This window comes from Sulfurimonas sp., from assembly GCF_034005705.1.
Classification (GTDB): Bacteria; Campylobacterota; Campylobacteria; order Campylobacterales; family Sulfurimonadaceae; genus Sulfurimonas.
The window spans coordinates 1-11,898 of sequence record NZ_JAVEUF010000027.1 but is presented as its reverse complement, the minus strand read 5'-3'; the positions used below and the strand labels follow the sequence as shown (position 1 = coordinate 11,898).

General features: G+C 39.4%; 13 protein-coding genes and 1 tRNA gene. 3 read left to right on the top strand and 11 right to left on the bottom strand.

Annotation, left to right across the window (positions count from 1 at the left end):
• Window positions 1-542 (bottom strand): substrate-binding domain-containing protein (locus RBR61_RS09755; protein ID WP_320343962.1); only part of this gene is annotated, 542 nt, incomplete at its 3' end.
• Window positions 543-694: 152 nt separating this feature from the next.
• On the opposite strand from RBR61_RS09755, the gene RBR61_RS09750 reads away from it, so the two are divergent.
• Window positions 695-1,363, top strand: a complete 669-nt coding sequence (locus RBR61_RS09750) for a hypothetical protein (RefSeq protein WP_320343960.1) — start codon at window positions 695-697, stop codon at window positions 1,361-1,363.
• Window positions 1,364-1,372: 9 nt separating this feature from the next.
• Here the strand turns inward: RBR61_RS09750 and RBR61_RS09745 are convergent, their stop codons facing one another.
• Genes RBR61_RS09745 through mobB form a run of 5 tightly spaced genes read right to left on the bottom strand, consistent with a single transcriptional unit; the run spans window position 1,373 to window position 5,865 of the window.
• The gene (locus RBR61_RS09745; RefSeq protein ID WP_320343959.1) at window positions 1,373-2,368 is read right to left on the bottom strand and encodes a hypothetical protein; all 996 of its coding nucleotides are present in this window, start codon (window positions 2,366-2,368) and stop codon (window positions 1,373-1,375) included.
• Complete coding sequence (gene metG, locus RBR61_RS09740; RefSeq protein ID WP_320343957.1) at window positions 2,365-4,299, bottom strand: methionine--tRNA ligase; 1,935 nt, start codon at window positions 4,297-4,299, stop codon at window positions 2,365-2,367. The genes RBR61_RS09745 and metG overlap by 4 nt, the downstream gene beginning before the upstream one ends.
• Window positions 4,300-4,320: 21 nt before the next feature.
• The gene (locus tag RBR61_RS09735) at window positions 4,321-4,530 is read right to left on the bottom strand and encodes a hypothetical protein (RefSeq protein ID WP_320343955.1); all 210 of its coding nucleotides are present in this window, start codon (window positions 4,528-4,530) and stop codon (window positions 4,321-4,323) included.
• On the bottom strand, window positions 4,517-5,356 hold the full coding sequence (locus tag RBR61_RS09730; RefSeq protein ID WP_320343953.1) for a class 1 fructose-bisphosphatase: 840 nt from the start codon (window positions 5,354-5,356) through the stop codon (window positions 4,517-4,519). The genes RBR61_RS09735 and RBR61_RS09730 overlap by 14 nt, the downstream gene beginning before the upstream one ends.
• Window positions 5,357-5,361: 5 nt before the next feature.
• Window positions 5,362-5,865, bottom strand: a complete 504-nt coding sequence (mobB, locus tag RBR61_RS09725; protein ID WP_320343952.1) for a molybdopterin-guanine dinucleotide biosynthesis protein B — start codon at window positions 5,863-5,865, stop codon at window positions 5,362-5,364.
• Between the two features lie 96 nt (window positions 5,866-5,961).
• Here mobB and RBR61_RS09720 point away from each other — a divergent pair, with 96 nt between their 5' ends.
• Window positions 5,962-6,456 carry a hypothetical protein gene (locus tag RBR61_RS09720; RefSeq protein ID WP_320343951.1) on the top strand — a complete coding sequence of 165 codons (495 nt, stop codon included), beginning with the start codon at window positions 5,962-5,964 and terminating at the stop codon, window positions 6,454-6,456.
• 25 nt (window positions 6,457-6,481) lie between these two features.
• On the opposite strand, the gene RBR61_RS09715 is transcribed toward RBR61_RS09720, so the two are convergent.
• Together RBR61_RS09715 and gltX are read right to left on the bottom strand one after the other, a co-directional pair.
• The gene (locus tag RBR61_RS09715; protein ID WP_320343949.1) at window positions 6,482-6,766 is read right to left on the bottom strand and encodes a YggT family protein; all 285 of its coding nucleotides are present in this window, start codon (window positions 6,764-6,766) and stop codon (window positions 6,482-6,484) included.
• Window positions 6,763-8,037, bottom strand: coding sequence for a glutamate--tRNA ligase (gltX, locus tag RBR61_RS09710; protein WP_320343948.1), 1,275 nt, complete (start codon window positions 8,035-8,037; stop codon window positions 6,763-6,765). The genes RBR61_RS09715 and gltX overlap by 4 nt, the downstream gene beginning before the upstream one ends.
• Before the next feature lie 109 nt (window positions 8,038-8,146).
• On the opposite strand from gltX, the gene RBR61_RS09705 reads away from it, so the two are divergent.
• Window positions 8,147-10,399, top strand: coding sequence for a glutamine--tRNA ligase/YqeY domain fusion protein (locus tag RBR61_RS09705; protein WP_320343946.1), 2,253 nt, complete (start codon window positions 8,147-8,149; stop codon window positions 10,397-10,399).
• 97 nt (window positions 10,400-10,496) lie between these two features.
• Here the strand turns inward: RBR61_RS09705 and RBR61_RS09700 are convergent.
• The 3 genes from RBR61_RS09700 to RBR61_RS09690 form a co-directional block, all read right to left on the bottom strand.
• Window positions 10,497-10,571, bottom strand: a tRNA-Glu gene (locus tag RBR61_RS09700).
• Between the two features lie 90 nt (window positions 10,572-10,661).
• A complete protein-coding gene (locus tag RBR61_RS09695; RefSeq protein ID WP_320343944.1) occupies window positions 10,662-11,207 on the bottom strand; it encodes a response regulator in 546 nt (181 codons plus the stop codon).
• A 114-nt stretch (window positions 11,208-11,321) separates the two neighbouring features.
• Window positions 11,322-11,528 carry a hypothetical protein gene (locus RBR61_RS09690; protein ID WP_320343943.1) on the bottom strand — a complete coding sequence of 69 codons (207 nt, stop codon included), beginning with the start codon at window positions 11,526-11,528 and terminating at the stop codon, window positions 11,322-11,324.
• Window positions 11,529-11,898 lie beyond the last annotated feature (370 nt).

The window sequence follows — 11,898 nt, the reverse complement described above, 5'->3', positions numbered from 1 at the left end:
CTTCCGATCTGGATGTTGGTATTTCCGCCCATAAACGGATGAAGATTGTATCTTGCATACTGCTCTCTCCAGAGCTCCATTCCGCCGCCAAAAAGCATCCATGAGTTTATCTCTTCTGCCGTAAAGCCAAAAGGGATGCCGCTGTAGAGTGAAAAAGCGCTATTTTTTCCTTTCCAGTAGTAAGGTCCTGAGTGAAAAGCATCTATCTGACCGCTAGAACAAGCGTCAAAGACTGCCAGGTCAGGTATGAGAACATTTTTAGGATATATTTTGACATCTAAAGAGCCGCCGCTTATATCGTTTAATCTTTTTGCCAGTCTCTCTACGCCAATACCCATTATAGGAAAGCTTGCCGGCCAGCTTGTTGCAAGCTTAATAGTCGTTTTTTTATTTTTGTTTACATTTACTCTTTTTTCACCGCTATCTTTTTTGCCAGGATGTTTTGAGTAGTCTATAGCTTCTCTGTTGCTATCATTGCATCCGCTAAGCGCTATTGCGCCCGTAGAAACGGTAGCCGCAGTTAAAAAATCTCTACGATTCATAATTGATTTTGCCTTAATATCTGTAGTTTAATCCAAGTTGCATATTGTACCAAAAATTTATCTCGCTCAAAGTGTGAACAAAAACACAATACGCTTTTTAGTATAATTCGAAAAAATCACATATTTGTGCATAAAAAAAGGAAATAACAACGATGATAAACCCGATAAAATCAGCCCTGGCGACAGTTTTGCTACTCACATCTTTAAATGCCAAAGATATTGCTTCAGATGAGATACTAAACAAGATGATAAACGTATATGGCGGAGAGAAAAATATTACAAAAATGAACAGTTATGAGCAGGTTTGGCTTATTGAAGCAAAAACCGGCAACAGCAATGGGACAGACCACAGAAAAGTATCGCTGCCAAGCTCGCTTAGTACTGAACTTACCTATCCGGATAAAAAAGAGTCAAGGACTCTAATTAATGGTTATGGTGTAAAAGAGTTCGGCGATAAAAAAGTAGTGGCAAGCGGTCCGATGCTTGATGCTATGAAACTGCAGCTTATGCGTCTTTATAATCCATTAATACTTAAAAACAGAGCGCAAAACATAGAAGCGGCCAGTGACGATGCAAATTATATACTAACACTCAAAGAGGGAGGGCTTGAGACAAAATATTTTGTCTCAAAGAGAGAGTATTTAATTGAAAAAGTAGTTGGAAAACTATCTTTTGGCGCTCAAAGTATGGAGTTTGTAACACTTTATAAAAACTATGAAAAGCAAAATGGTGTAATGATGCCGACTACAGAGGTAAAATATGCAGGAGATGTCAACACTGCAGTTATGAAGCTTCAAGCTCTAAAAGCGATCAATAATTAGAGCAGGGGTTTAAAAATCCATTATAAGCTGAGTCTGCTTGGGAAGCGGCTTGTTTAATATGGATTTATCGACACCCGCAACCAGAGCAAAATGAAAACTGTTGCTCTTTAGTATGTTTATGATATCTTTCTCTCTCTTGTAGGTAAAAATATTTTCGCTTCTTTCATCTTCTGGACTAGACGGAACTATAAAGATAATATTTGCCCAAGAAGCGTGACGCTTTAAAAAAAGTATCTGTGAATCTATAAGAGAGACATTTGGCTCGAAAATAAGCACTTTATCGCTTGTTCCGAAATTTTTAACCTCAAGCTTTTTGTTTGTAAAGACAGCTTCAAAATGCTCTATCGGAGTGAATTTTTTGAGCTTATAGTTTATCTTTGCCGTTTTAAAAAAGTGCAGCAGCTCCTCTAAGTAGGAGATAAAAAAAGGAGATATCAGCTGTCTCTCGTAAAATATGTCATCATATATGAATGATGTCTCAAAAAGTGTCTGCTCCATTATCTCGATGGGAGCAAAAGGTCTCTTTGGCATTGTTTTTACTGTAGCAAATATCGCAGAGTCCGTTAAAGCAGGGCAGAAAAGCACGATGCTTCTACTCTCTATATCCCACAGGCTCTTAAAAAGTGATCTCAGATCACCCTTGATAGGCAGAAAATTTGTCTCTGTGATCACCTGCATAGAGAGCTTCAGTACTATCTCATTGCACTCATAAGCTATCACCTCTTTTTCGATCATCTTAAATCGAAGCAGTTTTTTCAGAGCCGTATCTAGAGAATCAACTCTTATCCATGCAATTTCAGGATCGATTATATCGGTTTTGTTTTCAAATACGATCCCGTAAGCACCGTTTTGAACAGCCAAAGGGATATCATCATGGTCAAAAGCAAAAAAGAGGTCGCCCCTCTTTACTTTTGAAGCTTCAAAAACGATATTTTCAAAGCTGTATATGCATGGTTCGTTAAGAAGAGCGGCTTGTGTAAGTGCTAGGAAATTTTCAAGTCTCATCCAATAGGCGTGCCTGCTTTTTTAGGTTTTTCAGGTCTGACTAAACATAGACCATCTTCATCTTTGGCAGCAAGAAGCATTCCCTCAGAGATCATACCCATAAGCTTTGCAGGTTTTAGGTTTGCTACGACGCAAACCTGCGTATTTAGCAGAGATTCAGGAGTGTAAAACTCTCTAATGCCAGCAACAACCTGTCTTGGCTTCTCCTCGCCAAGATCGACTTGAAGCTTTAGAAGTTTTTTGCTTTTTGGAACCTCCTCGGCCTCTACGACAACCCCGACCTTTAGCGAAGTCTCAAAAAATTGTCCTATCTCGATAAGGTTGTCTTCCTCTTTTTTGCTCTCATCTTCGACTTTTACGCTCTCTTCGCTGACATTTGGATGAGCCAGAGGAGCTTCCGCCATTAAAGGCTCTTCAACACGCGGGAATAGGGGAGGAACAGGTTTAATATTAAATAATTTTAGCAGTTTTTTATATTTGATAAGCTCTTTGTAGCTCTCATGGTCGATAGTAAAACTCAAAGCATCTGCAATAGTGTTTGTTGTTTTTGGCATAACAGGGGAGAGCATAATAGAGGCTTTTGCCAAAATATTCGCTACAAGGGCTACCGTAGCGAGCGCTTGATCTTTTTTATCCTCTTTCATCTTAACCCACGGAGCGTGCTCCTCTATAGCCTTATTTCCGATCGAGAATAGCTTCCACAGCTCCTCAAGATATCTGTGAGTCTGCAGATTCTCCATATAAGCATCAAGAGAGTCCAAGACCGTGTTCATCGCATCACACTCTTTTGTGTGGTACTTTAAGACATCCGCGCTGTCTATCTCGAAATCCGAGTATTTGCCGCTCATCCCTATAATACGGTTTAGAAGGTTACCCAGATCGTTGCTTAGTTCAGAGTTGATCCTGTCGATAAACGCTCTTTGGGAGAAGTCTCCGTCCTGTCCAAAAGGGACCTCTCTAAGCATAAAGTATCTTAAGTTCTCAACTCCGTAAGCATCTGCGACTTCTCTGGGAGAGACTACGTTTCCTTTTGATTTGCTCATCTTCTCGCCGTCTCTTGTCCACCATCCATGCGCACCGATATGCTGCGGAAGAGGGAGGTCCAGGCTCATTAAAAATGCTGGCCAGTAGATAGCGTGAAAGCGGAGAATGTCTTTGCCTACAAACTGAACAGAAGCCGGCCAGTAACGCATATTTGCCTCATCTTTGCCATATCCCAGAGCGGTTATATAGTTTAAAAGCGCATCAAGCCAGACATACATAACATGCTTATCGTCTTTGATCGACTCGGGCATCTTTACACCCCATGTAAAAGATGTTCTGGTCACGGAGAGGTCACGAAGGCCGCCCTTTACGAAGTTAATAACCTCGTTTGCACGTGAACGCGGCATAATGAAATCAGGATTGTCCGCATAGTGCTTTAGAAGCGCATCCTCATATTTTGAGAGCCTGAAAAAGTAGCTCTCCTCTTTGATGATATTAGTGCTTCTTCCACAGTCAGGACAAAACTCTCCGTCAACAAGCTGAGTCTCTGTAAAAAAGGTCTCACAACTTACACAGTAGTGTCCCTCATAAAAATCTTTGTAAATATCACCCTTGTTATACATAACTTCAAAAGCTTTTTGAACACCTATCTTATGTTCTTCGTCCGTTGTGCGGATAAATTTGTCGTAGCTTATCTCAAAATCATCCCACAGATTTTTAAAGCCGGCACTTATCTCATCGGCGAACTGCTGGGTCGGCTTGTTGTTTTTTTGAGCAGACTCCTCTATCTTTTGGCCATGCTCGTCCGTACCTGTCAAAAAGTAGGTGTCTTCGCCCTTTAGCTTCTCGTATCTAGCCATAGAGTCCGCTATAAAAGTAGTGTAAGCATGCCCGATATGCGCTTCGCCGTTAACGTAATAGATTGGTGTCGTTATATATTTGCTCAATTTTTATCCTTTTTTACTTATTTAAAACTCAAATCCGCCGGTATCGCCCTTGGACATACTGTTGTAAACCGCTTTGACATAGTCGCTTCTAAGTTCGCAACTCAGATAGAACTCGCAGCTACTGCAGCTTGTAAGAGCTCTCTCTTCTTGGCACTTCTGCAGTTTTAGCATCATCTCGTCTAGATGAAGCTCAAATCTGTCCATTTCAACCGCGCTGTTACTTGTCTGCATAAACTTCTTTTACTCTTTTTATCTCATATTTTGAACCGAAAAAACATGGAGAGGTGTCATGAATATGCGCGAAGCCCAGCTCCATAAGATCGTTTTTGCCGTCAATCGCCTCTCCGCCTGCAGTTTTATATATAAACGCAAAAGGAAATACTTCAAAAAGCTTGCGAAGTTTGCCATCCGGTTTGTCAGAAGTTCCCGGATAACTAAAAAGTCCGCCCCCTTTTAAAAGGATCTGATGCAGGTCAGGCACCATTCCGCCGGAGTATCTTAGACGATAACCCTCTGCAAAGAAGCTCTCTACCAGCTCTTTATGATACGGCTTCCAGTTCTGCTGCGTACCGCCCGGTGCGTTTAGCTTCCCTTTTTCATTAAGGCGTATCTCTTTTACAAATTCAAACTCTTTGCCTTGAAGCAGGTGAAGCTTTGTCTTGTTATGTGCAAAGACCATCTCTACGCGCGGTCCAAAAACTACATAGCATGATGCTACCATATTTTGCGCGCCAAAACCGTTCTCATATATGCCGAAGATCGAGCCCACGCTCAGGTTTACATCTATCAAAGAGGAGCCGTCAAGTGGATCGTAAGCAATAAAGTATCTACCGTCTTCATGAAGCGTAAGCTCTTTCTCTTTTTCCTCGCTTGCTATCGTATGAATAGAAGCTACATTTGAGAACTCCTCCTCAATGATCATATCGCACTTTATATCAAGCTGAAGCTGAGTCTCGCCGGAGCTGTTCTCCTGCTGTGAATAACCGATATCTTTCGTATCTATCGCATCTTTAATTCTAATTGCCGTTCTTTGTATGGCGCTAAATATATCAGTCATATATATTACACTTCCTTCGCATTTTTAAATATCCAAGATATTACATCTTCGCAGTTGTTTATATCTAGAATCTCCACATTTTTTGGTAGTTCATAATCACTAAAGTTTATACTTCCGTCAGTAGCCAAAGCGTCCATATAAGGGAAGTAGTCACTGTCCAGCTCATCTCTAAATACGCTTATTCTCGGAAGAGGGAGGTTTTTGAGCCCCTCTACCAGCAAGATGTCAAAGTCGTTGAAGAGCCTTACCATCTCATCAAGCTCTTTGCGTCTGTGCGAAAAATAGGTCGTGCGGTTTGGAGATGTCACGATCACCTCTGCACCGGTATCTGAGAACTTGTAGCTGTCTTTTCCTTCAACATCAAAACGAGCTTTGTCCTTAGGGTCGTGCTTGATAATAGCAACCTCTTTTTTAAAGTCGTGAATAAGCTTTCTGGCGACTTTTAAAATAAGTGTCGTTTTTCCGCTGTTTGAGGGACCGGTAAATGCAACCGCTAATCTTTTTTTCAATTTTGTTACTTTGTGAAAATTTAGGTGATTATACAAAATAGTCGTTAAAAGCTTGTTTAATAAGATATAATTCTGCGATTATTTAGAGGAATTTGAATGAAAACTTTTTTGAGTATTTTAACTTTTTTAACGATTTTTAGCGGCTGTTCGAGCAAGGACGCTTTTTTTGGATTTGATATGGACAAGGCTCAAAAATTGAGCGCTTCAAGCCTGCAAAGCTCAAAAATAGTATCAAAAAATGCGGAAGTAAAAGGCACGGTCTCGGTCATATATCTAAACGAGGTATATCCTAAGTCGTTTAATGGGCATGAGTACTTCTACGTCTTTATTTTTACAAAAGAGCCAAAGAAGCTTTATGATCCAAAAGAGCCATCAGAGTCGGACATGAAGTTAAAACTAAACTCTGAGCTTCCGATCAAGGTCGAGAGACTTGCAGCAGAGAACAGATTCTCTCATCTTGTTGATACAAAAAACGAGTGGAATCAATACTACCTAGTAGCTTTTAATCCATCCGAATCCATAGAGCTTCTGCTTGAAGATATCGAGGACTCCAACTCATCCTCAGAAGCTATAAAGTATGACAAAGAGTAAGAAAAACAGTAGAAGAGGGTGCTCTTTAAAGAGCACGTAAAACAGAGCTTAGCAGAACGCTTATTACCTGCAGTCCTATTATTATTACCAACGGCGCCAGATCAAGACCATTGAAGTTGGTTCTTATGTATCTTCTTACCAATGAATAAGCAGGATTTGTAACTCTATATAGAAACTGAACGATCGGATTGAACGGGTCAGGGTTAACAAAGCTCAAAAGAGCCGTTATGATAACTACCCACATATATATATTTATAAGGGTAAGGGCTATTGCCCCTAAACCCTGAACTATATCTATCAAAATACTCATTTTACGATCTCACCTATGTAATTTTTAATATACTTATAGACCAAAGCAATATCGGGACCATCTTCAGCGCCTGTTAAAAGAAGCCTCAGAAGTTTAACAAAACTTTCACCATTAAGCCCCGTCTCTTTCATTATATGATTTTTAAAATTCTCATACTCTTCAAAGTAGGGAGCGCCTTTAATACTCTCAGATACTCTTTTTGCATCTTCTGCAAACTCTTTTGGTAGCTCTTTTTTTGCAAAAATAGCACCTATTTTGGATTTTAACTCTTTTGTAGTTGAGGCTTCCCCAAGATAGAGACGTGCCAGTTCGCCGATCTCTGCATCTGCAAAACCAACATATCTGGAGAGCTCTTTTGTATCCAAACTTCTTAGGTGTTCTTTGTTGATATCTCTTAACACATCAACCTCAAAACACTCAGGCTCTTTTGATATGTTTTTAAGATCAAACCACTCTACGGCATCCTCTATATTAAATATCTTTTTTGTAGGTCTGTTTCCGATCAAAATAAGATAGTTCGCAATAGCTGATGGAAGATAACCCTCTTCAAGAAGACATTTAACGCTTAGATCAGCATTTTCGCCTGCTATGGAAGGCAGATGTGCATATTCGATCTTCTTTTCATAACCAAGCGACCTACGGATACTCTCCTCTTTTGGAGCATCATCCATATACTTTTCATCACGGATGATTAAAGATATGTCACTTAACATATCATCAATCCCGCAGGCAAAGTTATAAGTAGGCGTCTTATCCTCTCTCATTATGATAAAACTCTCTATATCTTCAGGCTTGAAAGTCATCTCACCCTTTATATGGTCTTTTATTACTATCGGTTCATCTGATTTTTTTATTCTGACAGTAAATGGATTTTCATTGTCGATTACGAGTTCTGCGGGCAAATTTCTGCATGCATCGTCATATTTGTATGCTTTGTTGTTGTTTTTTGCCTCTTCATGCTTCTTTTCAAGCCACTCTGGAGAGCAAAAACAGTTAAACGCCTTAGCTTCATGCAAAAGCTGTAGAGCCATAGCTGCATGAAAACGGAAATTTTGGCTCTGGTATACAACATTGGAGTAGCTGATACCAAAGAGCTCCAAAATACCAAGTGTCTCTTGCTCTTTTTGCTCTATGTTTCTCTCTTTGTCCGTATCTTCCACGCGAATGATCAGACCTTCGCCTCTCTGCTTTGAGACAATATAGTTAAATATGGCAACTCTTAAATCACCAATGTGCATATCGCCTGTAGGGCTGAACGCAAATCTTAGCATTTATATTCCTGCATAATGTAATTTTTGAATTCTATCAAGTTTTAGCTAAAGCTCTGATTTGATAGAATACACTTAATAAAAGTTTTAAGATGAAAAGGTTTGGCAGATAATGAGTGAACACAAAGATTTTTTACGTACAATAGTTGAAAAGGACCTAAAATCAGGCAAATATAAAAAAATTGTTACAAGATTTCCGCCGGAGCCAAACGGTTTTCCTCATATTGGACATGCTAAATCTATCGCTATAAATTTCGGTATTGCCCGTGATTATAACGGTCGCTGTAACCTTAGAATGGACGATACCAATCCGACCACTGAAGACACTGCGTACGTTGAAGCACTTAAAGATGCCGTAGAGTGGCTTGGGTTTAAGTGGGATGGCGATGTACGTTATACATCTGATTATTTCGACAAACTTTATGAGTGGGCAATTGAACTTGTCAAGATGGGCAAAGCTTACGTTGACAGCTTGGATGAAGAGACTATGCGCGAATACCGCGGCAGTGTCACAGAACCGGGAAAAAGAAGCAAATTTGCCCAAAGAAGCATAGAAGAGAACCTTGACCTTTTAGAGAGAATGAAAAACGGCGAATTTAAAGACGGCGAGCATGTTCTTCGTGCCAAGATCGATATGTCTGCTTCAAATATGAAGATGCGTGATCCTCTCTTGTACCGAATACGCCATGCACACCACTATAGAGCAGGGGACAAGTGGGCGATTTACCCTATGTATGATTTTGGGCACTGCCTGTCTGATTATATTGAAGGTGTCACCCACTCTATCTGTACGCTAGAGTTTGAAAACAACCGTGATATCTACGACTGGGTGTTAGACACTTTAGGCTTAGAGCCGCCACGCCCTTATCAGCATGAGTTTGCAAGACTTGGGATCAACTATACCGTCATGAGCAAAAGAAAACTTCTGGAGCTGGTCAACGAAAAAAGGGTAAACGGATGGGATGACCCTCGTATGCCTACTATTGCAGGGTTCAGAAGAAGAGGTTATACGCCTGAATCCATTTTAAACTTCTGCGATCAGATCGGTATTGCAAAAGCAAACTCCACAGTTGATGTCTCACAGCTCGAGTTCTGCATCAGAGATGATCTAAATACAAAAGTACCGCGCGTTATGTGTGTGCTTGACCCCCTAAAAGTAACCATAGAGAACTACGAGGGCAGCGAAGAACTTGATGCGTCGTATTATCCTGAAGATATATCAAAAGAGGGCTCAAGAAAAGTTCCTTTTTCAAAAGAGATATATATTGAGCGTGATGATTTTTCACAAAACCCTCCAAAAGGCTACTTCCGTCTCACACCCGAGCAGCCTGTGCGTCTTAAGCATGCTTATATCATCAAGTGTAAAGAGGTTAAAAAAGATGAGAACGGCAATATAACCGAGATAATAGCAGAGTATCTTCCAGAGTCAAAAAGCGGACAGGACACAAGCGGCATAAAAGTCAAAAGTGCCATCCAATGGGTAGATGCAAAGAGTTCAAAAACAGTTGAAGTAAGGCTCTATGACAGACTCTACTCTTGTGAAAACCCAGATGGCATAGAAGACCTAAACCCTGATTCTTTAAAAATAATAAAAAATGCTCTTGTTGAACCTGCCGTTGTGACGGAAAAGCCGGATGTTAGATTCCAATTTGAAAGACACGGGTACTTTTATGCCGATCCTATTGACTATACGGACGCAAACCCCGTATTTAACAAAATAGTAGGTCTTAAAGACTCTTATACTAAAAATAAAAAAATACCTAAAAGCGAATCCAAACACCAAGTTAAAAAAGTTCAGATAGATGGCGAAACAGAGCCTATGAGCGAAGCCGAACAACTACTGTTTAACAAATACACCGACGAACTTGGACTAAACAGCATGGTTGCGGACATTTTAGCCAGAGATGAAAAGCTCTCATCTTTTTATGAGGAAATACTCTCGCTTAACAATTCTGCAGTAACTATTGCTAATATCGTGGCAAACGAGGTGGCAAGAGAGTTAAAGGAAAAAGAAGTGCATGAGCTTCTATTTAATGCATCTGATGTAGCTAAACTTGTGCAAATGCTAGATGATGACACTATCTCAAATAAAATCGCTAAAGAGGTTTTTGAAGAGATGGCTAAAAGCGGAGAAGACCCAAAGCGAATAGTTGAGGCAAAAGGACTTGTGCAGATAAGCGATGCGAGCGTTATCGAGCCTACCATCGATGAGATAATTGCAAAAAATCCGGACAATGTAGAAAAGTTTAGGGCAGGGAACACCAATCTGCTTGGCTTTTTTGTAGGGCAGGTTCTAAAAGCTACAGGCGGCAAAGCAAACCCAAAAGTGGTAAATGAACTTGTTGCACAGAAGTTAAAACACTAAACCGATAAAAAGGTTGGTGAAGAACCAGCCTTCACGGTTCTGTTACATTTATGCAAGTATTTATGATCTATTTGTGATTGTTTTTTTGTTGATGAAGTGGTGACCCCGAGGAGAATCGAACTCCTGTAACCAGGATGAAAACCTGGGATCCTGACCGCTAGACGACGGGGCCACTTGTCAGTCTTGTTTACTGAGCCGAAATTATATAGATTTATTTCTTAATAAAATATAAAATTGACTCAACTCAGCAAACAAAATATATTTACTCGTAAAAATTACGTAAAGCTCTTATAATAACGGCATTTTTAGAGATACTCTCAGCTTTTGCATTTTCGTTTACGATCTCGTAAAGATCTAGTGGAAGCGAAATAGAGAATGTTTTAGTCTCTATCTTCTTCTTTTTGTTTATCATAGCGACAACGCTTGAGAGCAGCTCAATAATCTTCTTTGTGTCTATAGGTTTTTGTATAAAACTGTTTACACCGACCTCTATTGATTCTGATATCTTCTCAATGTCATTACTTGCAGAGATAACGATAATGATCTGATTTGGATTTATTTCACGAATTTTACGTGAAAGTTCAATTCCGTCCATCTCAGCCATAATAATATCTACAAAAACGATATCAGGTGCTGATTTTGAGTAAGCTTCAAGAGCCTCTTTTCCGTTAAAACACGACTTTACGTCAGCGAAAAAGTTCTTAAAAGTAGAGCTAAGAAGCTCATTTGCAACTTTTTCATCCTCAACAACCATAGCAGTTAACTTTTTTGTCTCTTCCGTCAATTGAACCAGATCTACATTAGACATACAAAATCCTTCATTAAAATATGCGGAATTATATCAGATATTTGGGTAACAAATCAAACAGTTTATAATTAAATTAATTTAAAACATAACTAAAAAGCACAAAGCAGGGCGCTGTTAGTCATATTTTTTAAATTTTTCAAGCCACTCTATGTCGGACTCCTTTGAGAACTCTTTTTGTCTTAAAAGGGAATCTATAATGCTCACCAGCGTATCTTCATCCATAAATTCAAGTAAATTAGGATTTATTGAGGTTTTATGAACTCCCTCATAACTGTTTAGTAGGTTTTGAATGTCCTGTATCAATTTATCTTTTCTGCTCATATATGTTCACTTGTTTATGGTCTTATTTATATAGTATATGGAAGTGTATAAAAATGATTCTGTGGTCTTGATTATATTAACAAAAGTAGCTTGGTTAACATAATGTAAATTCTCTTGAAAATAACTTTCTTCTATTTAGGACAATTCTGCCCTAATATTAAAAAGTATGAGTCTAATTATAGGCACAACATAAGCCGAGTTTTGTTTTGATAGTATTAATCTACTTTACTATTTGCATAGTAACTCTAGCGAAACAGTAGCAAAGAGATCTGCGCAGAGCGCAAATCCCCACATAAGAGGCTGACCATCTGTTTCTTGCTGCCATGTTGGGTTTACAAGCTCTCTATATTGCTATAGAGACTGGTGGTCT